This window comes from Rhizobium sp. G187 (assembly GCF_051549525.1).
GTDB lineage: Bacteria > Pseudomonadota > Alphaproteobacteria > Rhizobiales > Rhizobiaceae > Allorhizobium.
This window is the reverse complement of the sequence record NZ_JBPUGM010000003.1, coordinates 164,383-182,510: the sequence shown is the minus strand read 5'-3', so window position 1 is coordinate 182,510 and position 18,128 is coordinate 164,383. Positions and strand designations below refer to the sequence as shown.

Sequence of the window (18,128 nt, the reverse complement as noted above, 5' to 3'; positions counted from 1 at the left end):
TCCTCAGTAGCGGGGGCTCAAACGGACGATGGCGGCGAAGCGCAGCCAGTCCTTGTTTTCCCTCGGCGTCCACGCGGCTTCTGCAATGGCCGGAAGGCGCGGGAAAACCAGGTGGTTGAAATAGTCCCGCGTCAGAAAGTGTTCGCACCAGATGCAGGCCTGAACACCGCGCATGCGGGCGGCCAGTTCCGGCGGGAACTCGGCGACCGCCTCATAGGTGTAGGTATGCTGCGGCGGCACGGTGCCGGCCCAGCTCGCACCCGGTTCCTGGAAGGCTTCGTCCTGCACCATGTCGAGATAATAGGCCTGGCCCGGTGTCATGACGACATCATAGCCCTGGCGCGCCAGTTCCAGCCCGACCTCCGGCTTCTGCCAGGCCATCAAGAGAGTACCCTCAGGATCGACGCCGCCGCCATGGCTCACCTCGTCCCAACCGGCAAGCTTGCGGCCACGCTCGGAGAGCATGACCTGAATGCGCTTCATGAAATAGCTCTGCAGACCGAATGTGCCCTCAATGCCTTGCCTCTCCATCAGCTTCCTGGCCAGCGGCGATGCCATCCAGGTATTGGCGGCCACTTCGTCGCCACCGATATGGATCAGCCTGGACGGGAAGAGTTCGACCATCTCGTCGAACACCTTGCCGAGGACTTCATAGGTGTATTCGATCGCCGGGTTGAGCGCATTGTTGGGATAGCCCTGAACCGAGCGATAGCTGTCCGGGGCTTCCTGACCATCAACGAGCTCCGGCAGTGCGACCAACGTTGCGGTGCTGTGGCCGGGAATGTCGATCTCTGGAACCACCTCGACCTGCAACGCACCGGCATGCGCAACGATATCCTTCACATCCTCCTGGGAGTAAAAACCGCCGACCGGATCAACGCCATTGCCGAGCTGTGGCAGGAGTGGTTCGTCCGGTCCCCGAAGCACGCCCAGCGTGGTCAGCTGCGGGAAGGCCTTGATTTCTAGACGCCAGGCCTCGTCATCGGAGAGGTGCCAGTGAAAGGTGTTCATCCGGAACCACGCCAGGATATCGATCAACCGCTTGACGTCATCGACCGGATAGAACTGGCGGGAGACATCGAGATGGCAGCCCCGCCAATCATAGCGCGGCGCATCGGAAATCGTGCCGGAGGCGGGGAAGCGGAAGATATCGGGCTGCGTGCGCGCGCCATGCAGCATCTGGGCAAGCAGGGTCAGCGCATATTGAAGCCCCGCCACATCGCCATAGCGGAGCGCAATTTCATCGGCAGCGAAGGTGAGCGCATAGGCAGAAGCGCCGAGGCTGTCATCTGCGGACAATGACACAGCCCGCCCTTCATGCACTCTGGCAAGCGAGAGCGGCGCATGACCGACCGGGAAGAGGCGGCAGAACAGCCGCAGCACATTCTCGACGGCGCGCAACTCGACAAGCGATGCGCCGTCAGCGGGATAAAGCGCAACTGGGAAACCCTCGCCCGCAACGAGCGCGACCGAGGCCGGCCAGGGCAGCATTGCGAAGGGCTCAGTGACCTTGCCCTCCGGCAGGAGCGCTGGCGGCGGCGCGCTGTGGCCACCACCCAACATCAGATCGGCCACTGCGACTGCGGCATGCTGGCCGGACGACAGGGTGAGATAGGCAGACTTCGCGCCATCCGTCCTGTGTTTTGCCGGACGCCACAGACCGCCGACCCGGAAGCTCCAGGAGGCACCCGGCTGAAGCACGAAGCCGGCTGGCGGGGCGAACTGATGGAAATTCGCATTGCGCTTGAGGAAGGTGGCGTTCTCGCAGACCGGCTCTTCGATATCCTTCACGCGCGTCAAAGACGTATAGGCGAGTTTGAAATTGTCGATTGCCACATCGGACAGGTTGATGAGCGTGAAAACGAAAGCGCCACACGGATCGCCCTCGACGGGAACCCAGGTGTTTTCGAGGCGAAACTGGACAGCTGTTGCCATGGTGATGCTCCCGGCTTTGGAAAATCAATAATTGTCGGATTGTGAAAAGGTGCGGGCAAGCTCGGCTTGGCCGGCCGTCAGGCCGCAATCGACCGGTAGGCACACGCCGGTAATGGCGGCGGCTTGCTCGCTGGCGAGAAAATAGACGGCATTGGCCACGTCTTGCGCCGTCGCGATGCGGCGAAGCGCGTACCAGCGCTTGGCCTCTTCAAAGACTTGCGGATTGGCGCTCGCCCGCGCCTCCCAGGCCTGCGTGCGCACCGTGCCGGGTGCCACCGCATTGGCGCGAATGCCGAACTTGCCGTATTCGACAGCGATCAGCTTGGTGAGATGGATGAGGCCCGCTTTCGCAGCGCTATAGGCAGGATGACCGAAGACGGCCATGCCATTGACGGAAGAAATATTGACGAGAGAGCCCTGGCTTTCCTTCAGCGCTGCCTCGAAGGCGCGGAAGCAGAGGAACGGTGCCTCCAGATTGAGCGCATTATCCTTACGCCAGATATCGCCATCGGTATCGCCAAGCGAGACCGCGCGGGCGGCGCCTGCATTGTTGACCAGCGTGTGGACGAGACCCAGTGCGGCGACCGAAGATGCAGCGCGGCCAAGATCGTCCTCATTGGTGACATCGCAGGCAAGCGGCACGAAGCGATCATTCTCTCCAAGCGACGCTGCAGCCTTGGTTGCGGCATCGCCATCAAGGTCGAGCAGGACGACGATATCATGACTATCGGCAAGACGCTTTGCGATCGCCCGCCCGATATCACCGGCAGCACCCGTTACAACCGCCACGCTGCGCATCAGACGCAGATCCCGGTCTTTTCGGAGGACGAAATGAGGCGCATCAGACTAGTCTCCCAGAAGTTGCCGGTCATCGCCGCCGTCACGGTGCTCAACCAGTTGCTGCTTGATATGGCGCAGGGTGACCTGCGACTGTTTTCGATTTCGGTAGGCAACAAGGCTGGCGATCACATCGACCACAGCCAGATAGGCAAAGCGCGTGGAGGTTGGGCGAAAGATGTTCTCGCCCTCCGGCAGATCGATGCCCACAACCAGTTCGGAAGCCCTTGCGACCGGGCTGTCGCTCTGGGTAAGCGCGATCGTCGTGATGCCGTTCTCGCGAGCCAGATTGAAGCAGTTGACCAATTCGGCATTCCGCCCGGAAAAGGACGAGCCGATCAAGACATCGTTCGAGCGGGCTGCGGCTGTCAGCATCAGTTGCATATTGTGATCCGCAGAGGCCGTGACCCGCGAGCCGAGCCGGAAGAGCCGGTTCTGGATCTCGCCTGAGATCATCGAGGAATTGCCGCCAGAACCGAAGGCATAGACCATTTCGGCCCGTGCCAGCCGGTCAGCAACTTTGTCGAGGATCACCGGATCGAGCGCGCGATGGACCATGAACATCGCATTCTGCGCCTTGGTGATCACGTCAGTTGCGACATCCGCCGGCTCCGTGCTCTGCGTCTCCGGATTGAGATAGCGCACGCCGACATAGGCCGTACGTGCCAGACTGACCTTGAAATCGGCAAAGTTCTGGCACCCGAGACGTCTGCAGAAGCGCGTCACGGTCGGTGGCGAGACTTCCGCACGCTCGGCAAGCTCGATGATCGAGGCATTGACCGCGAAGTCAAACGCGTTGAGCAGAATATCCGCGATGCGTTGTTCTGAGGCCGAAAACTGGCCCGCCTCTTCCTGTAACCGCGCGAAGATATCCATGCCCTTGCCTCTGCTATTTCGAAGGCTTGTAGGCTATGCAGTCGATCTCGACCTTGCAATCGACCATCATCGAGGCCTGCACGCAGGCGCGCGCCGGTGGATGCTCGCCGAAGTACTGCTGGTAGATCTTGTTGAACGTCCAGAAATCACGAGGATCGTCGAGCCAGACGCCGCAGCGCACGACATGCTCGACGCCATATCCAGCCTCATCGAGAATGGCGAGGACATTGGCAATTGTCTTGTGGGTCTGCTCGATGATGCCGCCGGAAATGATTTCGCCGTCTTCCATGGCCACCTGGCCGGAAACATGCAGCCAGCCATCGGCCTCAACAGCCCGCGCGAAAGGCAAACGCTGACCACCGGCACCGGCCTTCTCAGCCCCGTAACGCTTGATCGTCATGGACACCTCTTATGCAAATTATTTTCTTCGATCGTTGACAAGCGACCACAAAAAACGGATTTTGACCAGACAAAATCGACATCTATGAAAAGAATTTCAAAGCGGGGACGAAATGCGCGATCCTTTCCAAAATCCTTTTGCAATTGAAGATACTGCTCGCCACGCGATCTGGGAGATGCTCGTGCCCCGTGACATCGACGCCTTCCTGGCAGCCGACTGGAGCATGGTGGAAGGCGATTTCGTCGAGGATGGCTTCATCGGCATCAGCGGCAATCGCGAAGAGGATGCCGACAAATGGACCCTCGCCTTTCCGAACCTGGCCGCCTATCGCGATGAATGGTTGAAGCAGGCGCAAGACTTTGCCCAGCAGAGCTATGGCGAAGATCCGCGCGGCGCAATTTTCACCACGACGACCCTGGAGGAAATCGAGGTGATTGGTGAGACGGCGCTGGTGCGCAAGAAGTTCGACGGCGGCATCAAGAAGGCCGACGGCACAGTGGACGTGATGCGCTGGCAGACGCTGTATTACTGCCGTCTGCACGAAGGACGCTGGAAAATCTCCGGCTTTACCGGCTACCTGCCCAACCCGATGGGCAAGCGCTGATCTCAGCGCCTCTCCCCACACCCGGAGTTTAGCCTTTGCGCATCTTCACCGCAGCACTTGCAACGGAAACCAACACGTTTTCGCCGATCTGCATCGACCGCCGCGCCTTCGAGGAATCGCTGTATGCGGCACCGGGCCAACATCCGGTCACGCCGACGCTCTGCACGGCCCCGCTCACCGTCGGCCGCAAGGTCTGCGCTGACAAGGGCTGGACCCTGATCGAGGGGACGGCGACCTGGGCGGATCCGGCGGGCCTGGTCAACCGCCAGACCTATGAGGGGCTGCGCGACGAGATCCTCGATCAACTGCGCGCAGCAATGCCGGTGAATGCCGTCGTACTTGGCCTGCATGGCGCCATGGTGGCCGACGGCTACATCGACCCTGAGGGCGACCTGCTGGCCCGGATCCGCGCAATCGTCGGCCCGGACATCCTCGTCTGCGCCGAACTCGACCCGCATAGCCATCTGACTGCAAAACGCGTAGCGGCAGCCGACTTTTTCGTCGTCTTCAAGGAATTCCCGCATACCGACTTCGTTGATCGCGCCGAAGATCTCTGGCGGATTGCCGTTGACACGCTGGAGGGCCGCGTCAATCCGGTCATGTCCGTCTTCGATTGCCGGATGATCGATGTTTTCCCCACTTCGCGTGAACCGATGCGCAGCTTTGTTGACAGGCTTATGGCCATTGAAGCTGACGATGCGGATGTGCTGTCACTCTCCGTAATTCACGGCTTCATGGCAGGCGACGTGCCGGAAATGGGCACCAAGACGATTGCCGTGACCAACGGAACGCCGGAAAAGGGCGAAGCACTGGCCCGTGACCTAGGCCTCGAACTCTTTTCCAAGCGTGGCACGTTCATGATGCCGCAGATTGATGAGGGCGAAGCGCTGGATCGGGCCCTTACGCGCACCGATGGCCCCGTCGTCATCGCAGACATGTGGGACAATCCGGGCGGCGGGACGGCTGGCGATGCGACAGTCATCCTGGAGGAAATGCTGAGACGCGGCGTAACCAATGCAGCGATTGGCATGATATGGGACCCGATTGCCGTGCAGATCTGCATGGCAGCCGGCGAAGGGGCGGAGATCCCCTTGCGTTTCGGGGCAAAATCAGCGCCCGGAACGGGAAATCCCGTCGACGGACTGGTCAAGGTCGTCAAGGTCGTGCCGAATGCCGAGATGCGCTTTGGCGACAGCATCGCGCCTTTCGGCGATGCCGCCCATATCCACCTCGCCGGCATCGACATCATCCTGAGCTCGGTCCGGGTCCAGAGTTACGATCCCTCGCTGTTTACGGCGCTCGGCATCGAGCCGACGGAAAAGCACCTCCTGGTGATCAAGTCGACCAACCACTTCTATGCTGCCTTTTCCAAGATCGCCTCGGAGATTCTTTACTGCGCTGCCGGAACGCCCTATCCCAACAATCCCGCGAAAACGGCCTATCGCCATGTCAGGCATGACATCTGGCCGATCATGGCCAACCCGCATGACGCACCTGAAGGCAACGAGGCCGCTTGATGACGAACCTGCCACACCCCCGCATCGGACAGGACATTGCTTCCCTGTCGACACCCCTGCCGATGATTGATGAAGCCCGCCTGGCTGGCAATATCGCGCGTGTGCAGTCTTACATGAATACTCATGGCCTTGCCTTCCGGCCGCATATCAAGACCCACAAGATCCCGAATCTTGCCAGGGAGCAGGTCGAAGCCGGCGCACGCGGCATCAATTGCCAGAAGATCACTGAAGCCGAAGTCTTCGCCGATGCCGGCTTCGAGGACATTCTTATCACCTTCAACATTCTCGGGCCGGAAAAGCTGGAACGTCTCGTCGCGCTCAATGCACGGATCTCCGGGCTGAAAGTGGTTGCCGACAGCGAAACTACGGTTTCAGGCCTCTCGAAGGCCTTTTCCGGCGAGCGCCCGCTGGCGGTACTGGTCGAATGCGATACAGGCGGTGGCCGCTGCGGCGTACAGACGCCGGACGCAGCAGCCGCTCTGGCAAAGGCCATCGCCGGCGCCCCGGGGCTCACCTTCGCCGGCCTGCTCACCTATCCCAAGGCTGACACCGAGGACGCCGTCGAAGCCTTTTTCAGCGCAGCCATCGCGAAGCTGGCGGACCTCGACATCCCCTGCCCCATCGTTTCGAATGGCGGTACGCCCAGCCTCTTTTCCGCCCACAAGGTCAAATCCGCGACGGAACACCGGGCCGGCACCTACATCTACAATGACCGCTCCATGGTCCGCGCAGGCCATTGCAGCCTCGATGATTGCGCCATGTTCATTCTGGCAACAGTGGTCTCACGGCCGACCGAGGACCGTGCCATCCTCGATGCTGGTTCCAAGGCGCTGACCTCGGACCTCCTCGGCTTTTCCGACTTCGGCCTGATTCTCGATTATCCGGATGCCGTTATAACGGGTCTCTCCGAAGAACACGGCACCGTAGACCTGTCCAAGGTCACCGGCCGCCGCCCCGAGATCGGCGAAAAGGTCCGCGTCATCCCAAACCACACCTGCGTCGTCTCCAACCTCTTCGACATCATGACCTTCCACAAGGATGGCGTCGTGACCCGCGTGGAAGAGGTCGCCGCTCGCGGTCTGGTCTGGTAAAGGCCTGACCAAGACCGGTTCGGCACATCCAATCGCTATCTGGAGGAAGGTGCCAGCCTTTGGCTGAGTGCCATTGAGAGTTCTCGCGCGACACAGCCAAGTGACGGCAGAGAGCTGATGCCGTACCTTGAACGCACTTTCGCAGGCGCATCCGACATACCCTGGTGGGCGCAGAGGCGCACGTAATCCACGATGACGAGCCTTACATCGATATCGGGCAGACGAGCCTGATCAAACGAATTGCTTTTGAGCGGCAATCCATCGAGAGCATCAAAGCCAGCCAGGACACAGTCAATTGCGGACCTGGAATGCTCACGGTGATAACCGAGATCGACAAGCACATAGCCGCCGACGGCCCAGTTGAACTTCTGGAAGCTTGCGGCATGGCAACCAAGGTTGGATCGCGGCAGTGCCAGCATGTCCTCTTTGATGAAATCCTGCATCGGAAGGTCTCGAAGCTGGCTTAGTCGCGCTTCCTGATCGGCTGTGAAGAAGGTGTCCACGGCGACGATAGAAATATGCTCGGTACCCCATGCCCGTCGATAGCGACCTCGTCTTTCACGGATAAGGCTATCAGCGACATCCTTTGCAAAAGCGGAATCCGCGTGAATTTTGGTCTCCGGCTGACCATTCCGATACAGGAAAATTTGCGTATCCGGTCCAAGTGCCTGCACATAGTCGAAGGCTTGCCGCAGTTGAGCCTGTGAGTACTCACTCCCTGCCTTGTATGGGCTACTTGTGAGGAACACGCCGAGAAAGAAAAGACAGAAAATGAGAATGCCGAAGCCTTGTCGAGCCAGGGCTGCACTGTCGCGTGATTTCAATGCAGTTCCAGATCCATTTCAATCTTCAACTAGAAACGTCTCCCGGTGCGACAGCTGGGCCATAGGAAAAGCTGCATCGCATGATGGATTGCACCCATACAGTGCACATCACCCCTGAGGGGTCCAGTCGAAATTTTCTGACTGCAATTTTGCCACAAAAAAAGGTCCGCCCGAAGGCGGACCAAGGCTCTGGCCGCTGGATTGGCCGGGAGGATGGTTTAGCCGGCCGCCGTAACGGAGGCCGGGAGTTCAAGCGTGCGCCAGTCGATGCGGCGCTCCAGAGCCTGCCCATTGGCATCGAAGAGATGGCAGTCTGCCGCCATGATGCCCGTGGTCATCGGCTGTTCTGCCTGGACCGGTGCCGATCCTGGCAGAAGCGCGCAATAGGCGTCGCCGGTTGAAAGTGCCGCATAGGCGATCGTGTTGATGCCCAGGCGCTCGATTACGCTTGGCGTTACCACGATATTGATGTCGCCCTGTCCGAGACGGGTATGTTCCGGCCGGATGCCGAGCGTCAGCGTTTTGCCGACGAGATCGTCGCGCGGCTCGACCGGGATGATCGCCGTCTGGCCATCATAGCTGATCTTGACGCCCGTCGGATCGATCCCGACGCATGTCACGGGCACGAAATTCATCTTCGGATTGCCGATGAAGCCGGCAACGAAGGTGTTCTGCGGCTTGTGATAGAGTTCAAGCGGCGCACCGACCTGGGCGATATCACCGGCATTCAGAACCACGATCCGGTCGGCCATGGTCATGGCTTCGATCTGGTCATGGGTGACGTAGATCATCGTCGCTTCGAGATCGCGGTGCAGCTTGGTGAGCTCGATGCGCATTTCGGCGCGCAGGGCCGCATCGAGGTTCGACAAGGGTTCATCGAACAGGAAGATCTTTGGCTCGCGCACGATCGCACGACCGATCGCCACACGCTGGCGCTGGCCGCCGGACAGCTGTCCCGGCCGCTGCTGCAGGCGCTGGTCGAGATGCAGGATCTTGGCGACGCCATCGACCTTTTCGCGGATCTTCTCTTCAGAAAGTTTCTCGACGCGCAGCGGGAAGGCGATGTTCTCGAACACCGTCATGTGCGGATAGAGCGCATAGGACTGGAAGACCATGGCGATGCCACGCTCGACCGGTGGTTTGTCGTTCACCCGCTCGGCATCGATGACGATGTCACCATCAGTGGTGTCGTCGAGGCCGGCGATCATCCTCAGAAGCGTGGACTTGCCACAGCCGGACGGGCCGACGAACACGATGAACTCGCCGTCCCGGACGTCAAGGCTCACACCCTTGATGACCTCGAAATGTCCGTAGGACTTGCGCACCTTGTTGAGAAATAGCTGACCCACGCGCTCACGTCTCCAACGCCGGTTGAATGAACCGGCCAAATGTCTGTCGTTTAATGACCGCGGGCCGGAATCGGCCCGCGGAAGAGGAATTGGCTCGAGCTTACTTGTACTGCTCGAGGTCGGCGGCTGCCTTCTTCAGGGCATCTGCCGGCTCAGCCTTGCCGGTCACGACAGACTGGACCATTTCGATCATGACGTTCTGGAAGCCCTTGTAGTCCGTGAAAAGAGGTTCAGGACCACCATAGGCGATACCGTCGATGAACGGCTTCCAGAAGGGCTCGTTGGCGACGAACTTGTCGACGACAGCACCCGGACGCAGCGGCGTGAGGCCAGCGCCTCCCTGCAGCTCATATTCGTGCTGGATGTCGGTCGAGGTGATGTACTTGGCGAATTCGATCGCCTTTTCCTCGACGCCCGAATCCTTGAAGATGGCAAGGCTGTCAGTGATCAGCAGCGTGCCTTCACCCTTGGCCGATGGGCCCTTCGGCAGCGGCGCGACACCCCATTCAACCTTCGTGTCCTTGAGGCGGTAGGCAGCGCCGGAGCCGGCCTGGATCATGCCGACCTTGCCGTCGAGGAAGATGGCGCGGATTTCGTTCTGCTCGTAAGCGGTCGCACCTTCGACGGAGTAAGGCGTGATGTCCTTGTAAGCCTGAAGGGCTGCCAGAACCTCAGGGCTGTCGATGACGATCTTGTCGCCGTCGATGACCTTGCCGTTGTTGGTGTAAACCCAGTGCATGAACTGGTGCATGGTGTTGTCAAAGGTCTTGGCCGGGAGACCGTAACCGGCAATGCCAGTCTTTTCCTTGATCTGCTTGGCAAATGCGATTTCTTCTTCCCAGGTCTTCGGGGGAGTTTCCGGGTCGAGACCAGCCTGCTTGAAGAGAGCCTTGTTCCAGTAGAGGGCCTTGGTCGAGAAAGCGACCGGAACGCCCCACTGCGTGCCATCGAAGGTCACGGTATCGACGATATTAGGATAATAGGACGCCTTCTCCTCGTCGGTCATCGGGACTTCGACGATCAGTTCGTTCTGGGCAAATTCCTTCAGCGTGCGCGAACCGACATAGGCCATGGCGACCGGCGTGCCGGCAACGGCGAGCGTGGTTGCCTTGTCCTGGCACTGCTCCCAGCCAACGACTTCCGGCTTGACCTTCCAGCCTGCGTTTTTGGCTTCCCATTCGCCAATATACTTCTCGTGGATCGGGTCGATCTTATCGCCGCAATAGATCCAGCTGATTTCCTGATCGGCAGCCAGTGTGGTCAGCGCCGAGCTGGCCAGAAGGGCGAAAGAGCCCGCGAGCATGGTAAGAGACTTCGTCATCTGTAGTTCCCCTTTGTTGACAGGTTGAAGCGTCCGGTTGGCCCGAATTTTATTGGCATCGCTTATTTCACGGCGCCTGCGGTCAGTCCGCTGACGAGATAGCGTTGCAGGAAGAAGATCACGATCATCGCTGGCGCAATGCCGACGAAGCTTGCCGCCATCAACTCATTCCAGATCACCTCCTGGCGACCGAAATAGGCAAACAGCCCGATCGGCAGCGGCATGTATTCGGTCTTGGAGTTAAAGGTCAGCGCAAAGATGAATTGCTGGGCATAGGCGCCAATGAACGTCGTGATGGCAACAACGGCGATGCCAGGCGTGGCAAGCGGCAGAATAACCCGACGGAAGGTATAGAAATAGCCCGCGCCATCGACATAGGCCGCCTCTTCCAGCTCCTTCGGGATGCGCAGCATATAGGTTCGCAGCAGCCAGATGGCCGATGGAATAAGGAAAGCGACACCCGGCACGATCATGGCGAAATAGGTATTGAGCACGCCCATCGACCGCATCAGACGAAAGAGCGGGATCAAAAGCACGGCGCCCGAGAACATGTTGACGGCAAGGAAGGCACCCAAAAGCTGGCCCCGTCCCTTGAACTCGAAGCGGGCAAAAGCATAGGCCGCCGGCACCACGAGCGTCAGGACAATGACCGTCGCAATCGTCGAGATGAGGAAAGAGTTGAAGATATACCGGGCGAAACCGGGAACGCTGACCCACATCGTGCGATAGGCGTCGAATGAACCGTTTTCCGGAAAGAAGCGGTAAGGCGAGGAGAAGAGCTGGCTGAGCGGCTTCAGCGACACGAGGAACCCTTCGACGAAGGGCGCCAGGATAAAGGTGAGGAAGACGCCGATGCCGGCATAAATCCCGACCAGTTCGTACCATTTGTAGCGGTTGATCAACGCTGTCTTGTCGTAACTCATCGGGCATGCTCCTGCGAAAGACGGCTGGTGACGCGGAAGTAGGCGACGCAGAAGATCGACAGGAAGATGCAGATCAGCACGGCACGCGCAGCCCCCTCCCCGTATTTCTTCGACCCGATCGCGGTGTGATAGGTATCGATGATCATCGTCGTGGTCTCGCCGCTCGGTCCGCCGCGCGTCAGGATCCAGATGATGTCGAAGGAGTTGAAGGTAGCGATCAGCGACAGCATCGACATGGTGATCATGGCAGGCAGGATCAGCGGCATGGTGATGCGGCGGAAGCGATAGAAGCGGCCGGCGCCATCGGTCCATGCAGCCTCATAGAGATCCTGCGGGATCGCCTGCATGGCAGCGAGCATATAGAGCGTCACCATCGGCACGCCGATCCACACATCGGTGAAAATCGTCGCCCAGAAGGCAGTCGAGCCATAGGCCAGGAAGGCAACGGGTCCGTCGACCAGACCGGTCCGCTGCAGCATGCCGGAGATCATGCCGAACTGGCCATTATACATCCAGCCCCACATGAAGATGCCAATCGCCATCGGCACGATCCAGGGCGGCATGGTAAGAACGCGAAACAGCGTGCGGCCCGGCACGGCCGTGTTGAGCATCGCCGCGCCAAAAGTCCCGATGATCATCTTGATCGAGACCGAGAAAAAGGTCCAGATGAAGGTTCTGACGATGACTGTCGCGAAGGTGTCGTTGAAAATCTTCTCGTAATTCACCCAACCAACCCAGTTGGTTGTCTTCTTCAGCGACGCATCGGTGAAGGACAGGATGAAGGTTTCAACGAGCGGATAGGCGACGATGACCGCGATGTAGAGGACCGCCGGCGCAATCAGCAGCCAGGCGAAAAGAACCGCGCTTTTGCGAGCTTCCATGGTCGCTCCTTACGCCTGCCGAACACGGGATCGCGCGGCATCCGCACCGTGAAGACACGCATCGAACCGCTCCCAGACCGGCTTCAGGTCAACGACCTTGCGGCCGAAACGCGCCTCATCCATGGCAAGCGCCAGAATACCGGCTTCCAGCGCATCGATGGCCGAAACTGGCTGCTGAGCACCAGTCTTGACGAATGCGATGACGTCTTCCGCCATCTGCTCGTCGGCTCCATAATGCTGCGAGAGTGCCGAGGGCGCCTTGTAGGTATTGGCGACGACCTTCTCATTGGTGCGCGCATTGTGCACATCCATGAAGCCGCGAACGAAATCGCCTTCCGCCATCCCCTTTGACCCGATCACGCAGAAGCGGCGGAATTCGTCGGGCACGTTGAGATTGGTATGGAAGGTCATCGACACACCGTTCTCGTATTCCACGATCGCGGTCTGGTAATCGATGATATCGCCATCGCTGTCGAAGACCTTGTCGGAGCCCTGCCAGCCGCTTGGCTTGCGGTGGTAGACTTCCAGATCATTGATGCCATCGTTCTGCGGCGCGTTTTCCGGCGTGAAGCTCTTGCGACCGCCGAAGCTTGCGACGAAGCGCGGCCGCGCGCCGACCACGCCATTGTAGAGGTCGAGGTCATGGCAGCACTTTTCCAGCATGAAGCCACCGGCATAATGGCCATAACGGCGCCAGTCCCGCATGAAGAAGGCGCCATGATAGGGCTGAATGTGCTCTGACGCCTCAATCGACACGACATTGCCGAGAAGCCCATCCGCCTGCGCCTTGCGCAGATCGCGGTAGAGTGGCGAATAGCGCAGCACGAGGCCGACAAGAAGCCGATCATGGCCGTAGGTATTGAGCAGAGAGGCCAGCGCATAGCTTTCCTCGATACTGGTAACGATCGGCTTTTCGGTGAAGACAGTGAGACCGGCCTCGAGGCCGAGGCGGATATGCTCGAGATGCATGTGATTGGGCGAGCCGATCATCAAGAGATCGAAGCTTTCGCCCGCAATCAGCGCTTCGGGCGTGTCATAGACCTTGCCGGCAGAAATCCCATGCTCCGTCAGCGTTGCCATGCCGGCCGGTGCCGGATCGACGTAACCGACGATTTCGAAGCTCGGATCGATCTCCTTGAACACGCGTCCGAGATATCCCAGACGGAATCCGAGTCCGATTACGGCGACCTTCATGCTGCATTCCCCTGTCTTCGTAATTATTTTTCGCAGACTGCGTCAAAACCCGGTCATCGTCAACACGAACTGCGAAATTTCGCGACTCGATGAAAATGGTTTTCACAACACTCAGCGATGATCGTAACCCTGCACAAACTGACAGCCCGCTCGCCCCACCCGGATCAAGAAGTACGGCACGGTTCGCCGGCCACCGTTGTGCAAAGTCCAATCGTTAATGGACGATACCAAAAACAGTCCAATCGTAAAGGTGAGACTCGACAGAATCAGGCAAAACAGGGGCAAACCTCTGGATTTACGAGGATATTTCTTACTGAACTCCAAAAACAGTTGCTCACGCTCAAAACCATTTGCAAAAAGGTCTCCTGTTGGTATTGTTTTGGCCATGAATGATTGGGACAGAACCATGCGGCGGAACCATTCCAAGGACGGCGTGACTGCACGGAACAGACCATGGCCGGGCAGGAGTGCCACAGCATGAACTTGCCTCTAGACAAGCTTCAGTCAGCCCGCGGCGGCCCCCTTTACGTGAAGCTGCGCATGATGATCGAAGAGGCGGTTGCCTCCGGCCGTCTGAAACATGGCGATGCCCTGCCGGCAGAGCGCGACATTGCCGAGGCCGCGGACATCAGCCGCGTGACTGTCAGGAAGGCAATAGACGAACTGGTGGCGGAAGGACTGCTCGTGCGCCGGCGCGGCTCGGGCACCTTTGTCGTCAAACCTGTCACCCGTATGCAGCAACCGCTCAGCCAGCTGACCTCCTTCACGGAGGATATGCGGCGGCGCGGTATGGTGGCGGGCTCGCGCTGGCTCGGTCGTGGCATCCATTATCCGACGGCGGAAGAAACCATGATGCTAGGCCTGGTCGGGGGCGCACGCGTTGCCCGCATTGATCGGCTCCGCACCGCCGATGACATGCCGATTGCGCTGGAGCGCACCAGCCTGCCGGAAGACTTGTTGCCCGATCCGGAAGCCATAGAGGATTCACTGTATCTGTGTCTGTTCAAGGCCGGTATCCGCCCCGTCCGGGCCAACCAACGCATCTCGGCCGTCCTTCTGAAGGATGACGAAACCAAACTGCTTGGCGTGCCGCCAGGCTCGGCCGCCCTCTCGGTCCAGCGCATCGCCTATCTCGAAAGCGGCCGCGTAATGGAAATGTCCCGCGCCCTCTATCGCAGCGATGCCTACGACCTCGTCGCCGAACTTGGTGTCGGCTCGCCCATGAAGCCCGAAAACTGAAAGTGAGACCATGACTACCAAGATGCGCGAGGAGATCGACGAGATCCCGGCAGCAGCAGCGCGACTGCTCGATACCCAAACCGACCTGATACGGGATTGCGCCAACGCTCTGAAGAAGGCCGATCCGAAGACAGTGGTGACGATTGCGCGCGGCTCCTCGGATCATGCGGCATACTTCCTCAAATATGCAGTGGAACTGCAACTCGGCCTGCCCGTCGCCTCTCTCGGCCCTTCGCTCGCCTCCATCTACGAGGCGCCGCTGAAGCTCGGGCATGCGGCAGCCTTCGCCGTCTCGCAATCGGGCGCCAGCCCCGACATCGTCGCGATGGCGCGGGGCGCCCGTGCAGGCGGCGCAACCACCATCAGCCTTGTCAATACGATCGCATCCCCGCTCGCAGAGACCGCCGACTTTGCCGTCGACATCATGGCTGGCCCCGAGATTGCCGTTGCCGCGACCAAGTCCTTCGTCAATTCAATCGTCGCGGGCCTGGCCATTATTGCCGCCTGGAGCGAGGACAAGGCGCTGGTTCAGGCGGTCGATGCCCTGCCTGAGCATCTGCAATCAGCACTGGCGCTGGACTGGTCGGCACTTCTTGAGCCACTGCGCGAAGCTGAATCCCTCTATATGCTGGGCCGTGGCCCGGCGCTGGCGATTGCGGCGGAAGCAGCCTTGAAATGTAAGGAAACCTGCGAACTGCATGCCGAAGCCTATTCCTCGGCCGAGGTCCTGCATGGTCCGGTTTCCATCGTCGGACGGGACTTCCCTGTCGTCGCCTTTGCGGCCCGCGACCGGGCGGAAGCCTCCGTGGCCCAGACAATCTCGAAACTGGCAGCGGGCAACGCAGCCTGCTTCATCACCTCGGACAAGGCGACTGGTGGGGAAAAGCTGCCCTTCATTGCGACAGGGCACCCGATCACGGATGCGCTGGCATTGATCGTTCCCTATTATGGCTTCATCGAATCCCTGTCGCGCGCCCGGGGGTTCAATCCGGACAAGCCCGTCGCGCTGAAAAAGGTGACCGAGACACAATGAGCGGCCGTTACGCCATCACCGCCACCCGCATTTTCGACGGACATGTCATGCATGCGAATGCTGCCATGACCGTCGAAGCGGGGCGCGTGGTCGAAATCATGCCGCGCGATCGCTTAGGTGCGGGTTTCCCCGTCCGCGAGACCGGAACAGCCCTCATCGCCCCTGGCTATGTCGATCTCCAGGTCAATGGCGGCGGCGGCGTGCTGTTCAACAATGACCCGACAGTCCAAGGCATTGAAACGATCTGCCGGGCTCATGCCCGTTTCGGAACGACGGCTCTGATGATCACGCTGATCACCGACACTCCGGACGTGAAGAAGACAGCGATCGGTGCGGGCCGTGAAGCTGCCGACAAGTCCATCACCGGCTATCTCGGCCTGCACCTTGAAGGCCCGCATCTGTCGCTCGCCCGCAAGGGTACGCATGATCCAGCCCTGATCCGTCCGATGACAGAGGATGATCTGCGCTACCTCGAAACGGAAGCCGGCCGCTTCGGCTTGCCGATGATCACGGTGGCGCCGGAAAGCGTCACGCCGGCCCAGGTTGCGAGGCTCGTTGCCGCCGGATATCGGGTCAGCCTCGGTCACACCGACACCCGTTGCACCGATGTTTCCGCCTATGTCGAAGCCGGCGCCACGCTCGTCACCCATTTGTTCAACGCCATGAGCCAGCTTGGCAATCGCGAACCCGGACTTGTCGGCGCGGCCCTCGCCTCGCCGGCACTCCATTGCGGCCTGATCGCCGATGGCTTCCATGTCGATCCCGTCACGATGCGCATCGCGTTGGCGGCAAAGCAGCACCCTGCCCACATCTTCCTCGTCACCGATGCCATGTCGACCATTGGCACCGATTCGACCGGATTTGATCTCAACGGCCGCGCCGTCTACCGGAGCGGCGGACGACTGACACTCGCTGACGGCACGCTGGCCGGTGCCGATATCGACATGCATTCCTGTGTCCGCTTCGTTCATGAAACCCTCGACCTGCCTCTTGAAGAAGCATTGCGCATGGCCGCGCTCTATCCTGCACAGGCCATCGGGGCGACGAGCAAGGGCTGCCTGACGGCTGGTTCCGACGCCGATTTTGTGATGCTGAATGACGATCTATCGCTCGCCTCGACTTGGATCGCCGGGGAACGCATTCATCAGGCAGAAGCAGTATTGAACAGGATCAGCGCATGATCGTCTGTTTTGATATCGGTGGCACCGCCATCAAGGGCGCGGTCGCGACGACCGCTGAAGACATCCAGACCTTTCCGCGTAAGCCCACGCCCCTCAATGATTTCGACGCCTTCGTTGCAACGCTGGCCGAAGTCGTTTCCGACGCTGGCGGGACACCGGACTGCATCGCAATCTCGATTGCCGGCGTCATCGATCCCGACACATCGAAAGCCGTCGTTGCCAACATTCCCTGCATTCACGGCAGAACACTCCAGTCAGACCTTGAATCCGCCCTCGGCTTACCCGTGTTCATTGCCAATGATGCCGACTGCTTTGTACTCGCCGAAGCCGGGATCGGAGCCGCACGCGGCCATCGCATCGTCTTCGGCGTCATTCTCGGTACGGGCGTCGGCGGCGGATTGGTCATCGACGGAAAGCTTATCAACAGCACCGGTGGATTTGCCGGGGAGTGGGGCCATGGGCCGATCCAGAAAACGGAAGCTGGCACACCACCGGTCCGCATTCCCCGATTTCAATGCGGCTGCGGCCAGATCGGCTGCATCGATGCGATCTGCAGTGCCCGAGGCCTCGAAAAGCTGCATTTCGAACTGCACCGTGAGACGCAGACAAGCGAAGAGATCATTGCCGCCTGGCAAGCGGCGGACAAGACCGCGGCCCGAACCATCGACGTCTATCTCGACATCATTGCCGATCCGCTGGCGCTCGTCGTCAACGTGACAGGAACGACGAGCGTGCCCGTCGGTGGCGGGCTGTCCAATGTGCCGGCGCTGATTTCCGAAATCGACATCGCGGTGCGCCGTCGTATCCTGCGAAAATTCGACCGCCCGCTGGTCGTACCGGCTGCCTGCCGCGTCGAGCCTGGCCTGATCGGTGCCGCGCTCTTCGGCCTCGGCGCCTTGGCCGACAAAACGGAGAGCTGAGAC

18 protein-coding genes are annotated in these 18,128 nt (G+C 60.0%); 7 read left to right on the top strand and 11 right to left on the bottom strand.

What is annotated here, in order from left to right; translation table 11 throughout:
• Nucleotides 1-3 precede the first annotated feature (3 nt).
• Genes ACSV9I_RS10040 through ACSV9I_RS10025 form a run of 4 tightly spaced genes read right to left on the bottom strand, consistent with a single transcriptional unit; the run spans nucleotide 4 to nucleotide 4,048 of the window.
• Nucleotides 4-1,935 (bottom strand): beta-N-acetylhexosaminidase, encoded by a 1,932-nt coding sequence (locus ACSV9I_RS10040; protein ID WP_438328722.1) that lies wholly within the window; start codon nucleotides 1,933-1,935, stop codon nucleotides 4-6.
• Nucleotides 1,936-1,959: 24 nt separating this feature from the next.
• Nucleotides 1,960-2,733 (bottom strand): SDR family oxidoreductase, encoded by a 774-nt coding sequence (locus ACSV9I_RS10035; RefSeq protein ID WP_438328721.1) that lies wholly within the window; start codon nucleotides 2,731-2,733, stop codon nucleotides 1,960-1,962.
• Between the two features lie 48 nt (nucleotides 2,734-2,781).
• Nucleotides 2,782-3,648 carry a MurR/RpiR family transcriptional regulator gene (locus ACSV9I_RS10030; RefSeq protein WP_054156918.1) on the bottom strand — a complete coding sequence of 289 codons (867 nt, stop codon included), beginning with the start codon at nucleotides 3,646-3,648 and terminating at the stop codon, nucleotides 2,782-2,784.
• Between the two features lie 13 nt (nucleotides 3,649-3,661).
• Nucleotides 3,662-4,048 carry a RidA family protein gene (locus tag ACSV9I_RS10025; RefSeq protein WP_054156917.1) on the bottom strand — a complete coding sequence of 129 codons (387 nt, stop codon included), beginning with the start codon at nucleotides 4,046-4,048 and terminating at the stop codon, nucleotides 3,662-3,664.
• Between the two features lie 112 nt (nucleotides 4,049-4,160).
• On the opposite strand from ACSV9I_RS10025, the gene ACSV9I_RS10020 reads away from it, so the two are divergent.
• The 3 genes from ACSV9I_RS10020 to ACSV9I_RS10010 are packed head-to-tail and all read left to right on the top strand — an operon-like array spanning nucleotide 4,161 to nucleotide 7,260.
• Nucleotides 4,161-4,652, top strand: coding sequence for a hypothetical protein (locus tag ACSV9I_RS10020; RefSeq protein ID WP_438328719.1), 492 nt, complete (start codon nucleotides 4,161-4,163; stop codon nucleotides 4,650-4,652).
• Nucleotides 4,653-4,687: 35 nt separating this feature from the next.
• The gene (locus tag ACSV9I_RS10015) at nucleotides 4,688-6,169 is read left to right on the top strand and encodes a M81 family metallopeptidase (protein ID WP_438328717.1); all 1,482 of its coding nucleotides are present in this window, start codon (nucleotides 4,688-4,690) and stop codon (nucleotides 6,167-6,169) included.
• Nucleotides 6,169-7,260 carry a D-TA family PLP-dependent enzyme gene (locus tag ACSV9I_RS10010; protein WP_438328716.1) on the top strand — a complete coding sequence of 364 codons (1,092 nt, stop codon included), beginning with the start codon at nucleotides 6,169-6,171 and terminating at the stop codon, nucleotides 7,258-7,260. Before ACSV9I_RS10015 ends, ACSV9I_RS10010 begins: the two co-directional genes overlap by 1 nt.
• A gap of 35 nt (nucleotides 7,261-7,295) precedes the next feature.
• Here the strand turns inward: ACSV9I_RS10010 and ACSV9I_RS10005 are convergent, their stop codons facing one another.
• From ACSV9I_RS10005 to ACSV9I_RS09975, 7 genes are all read right to left on the bottom strand, one after another.
• Nucleotides 7,296-8,084, bottom strand: coding sequence for a hypothetical protein (locus ACSV9I_RS10005; protein WP_438328714.1), 789 nt, complete (start codon nucleotides 8,082-8,084; stop codon nucleotides 7,296-7,298).
• Between the two features lie 218 nt (nucleotides 8,085-8,302).
• Nucleotides 8,303-9,433 (bottom strand): ABC transporter ATP-binding protein, encoded by a 1,131-nt coding sequence (locus tag ACSV9I_RS10000; protein ID WP_054156912.1) that lies wholly within the window; start codon nucleotides 9,431-9,433, stop codon nucleotides 8,303-8,305.
• Between the two features lie 100 nt (nucleotides 9,434-9,533).
• Nucleotides 9,534-10,754 carry an ABC transporter substrate-binding protein gene (locus ACSV9I_RS09995; RefSeq protein ID WP_438328713.1) on the bottom strand — a complete coding sequence of 407 codons (1,221 nt, stop codon included), beginning with the start codon at nucleotides 10,752-10,754 and terminating at the stop codon, nucleotides 9,534-9,536.
• 62 nt (nucleotides 10,755-10,816) lie between these two features.
• Complete coding sequence (locus tag ACSV9I_RS09990) at nucleotides 10,817-11,677, bottom strand: carbohydrate ABC transporter permease (RefSeq protein ID WP_054156910.1); 861 nt, start codon at nucleotides 11,675-11,677, stop codon at nucleotides 10,817-10,819.
• The gene (locus ACSV9I_RS09985; protein WP_054156909.1) at nucleotides 11,674-12,558 is read right to left on the bottom strand and encodes a carbohydrate ABC transporter permease; all 885 of its coding nucleotides are present in this window, start codon (nucleotides 12,556-12,558) and stop codon (nucleotides 11,674-11,676) included. The genes ACSV9I_RS09990 and ACSV9I_RS09985 overlap by 4 nt, the downstream gene beginning before the upstream one ends.
• A 9-nt stretch (nucleotides 12,559-12,567) precedes the next feature.
• Nucleotides 12,568-13,752 (bottom strand): Gfo/Idh/MocA family protein, encoded by a 1,185-nt coding sequence (locus ACSV9I_RS09980; protein ID WP_438328712.1) that lies wholly within the window; start codon nucleotides 13,750-13,752, stop codon nucleotides 12,568-12,570.
• Nucleotides 13,753-13,863: 111 nt separating this feature from the next.
• Nucleotides 13,864-14,226, bottom strand: coding sequence for a hypothetical protein (locus ACSV9I_RS09975; RefSeq protein WP_438328710.1), 363 nt, complete (start codon nucleotides 14,224-14,226; stop codon nucleotides 13,864-13,866).
• A gap of 3 nt (nucleotides 14,227-14,229) precedes the next feature.
• On the opposite strand from ACSV9I_RS09975, the gene ACSV9I_RS09970 reads away from it, so the two are divergent.
• The 4 genes from ACSV9I_RS09970 to ACSV9I_RS09955 are packed head-to-tail and all read left to right on the top strand — an operon-like array spanning nucleotide 14,230 to nucleotide 18,125.
• Complete coding sequence (locus ACSV9I_RS09970; RefSeq protein ID WP_054156907.1) at nucleotides 14,230-14,991, top strand: GntR family transcriptional regulator; 762 nt, start codon at nucleotides 14,230-14,232, stop codon at nucleotides 14,989-14,991.
• A gap of 10 nt (nucleotides 14,992-15,001) precedes the next feature.
• Nucleotides 15,002-16,024 (top strand): SIS domain-containing protein, encoded by a 1,023-nt coding sequence (locus ACSV9I_RS09965; RefSeq protein ID WP_438328709.1) that lies wholly within the window; start codon nucleotides 15,002-15,004, stop codon nucleotides 16,022-16,024.
• The gene (nagA, locus tag ACSV9I_RS09960) at nucleotides 16,021-17,205 is read left to right on the top strand and encodes an N-acetylglucosamine-6-phosphate deacetylase (RefSeq protein WP_438328707.1); all 1,185 of its coding nucleotides are present in this window, start codon (nucleotides 16,021-16,023) and stop codon (nucleotides 17,203-17,205) included. The genes ACSV9I_RS09965 and nagA overlap by 4 nt, the downstream gene beginning before the upstream one ends.
• Complete coding sequence (locus ACSV9I_RS09955) at nucleotides 17,202-18,125, top strand: ROK family protein (RefSeq protein WP_438328706.1); 924 nt, start codon at nucleotides 17,202-17,204, stop codon at nucleotides 18,123-18,125. The genes nagA and ACSV9I_RS09955 overlap by 4 nt, the downstream gene beginning before the upstream one ends.
• Nucleotides 18,126-18,128 lie beyond the last annotated feature (3 nt).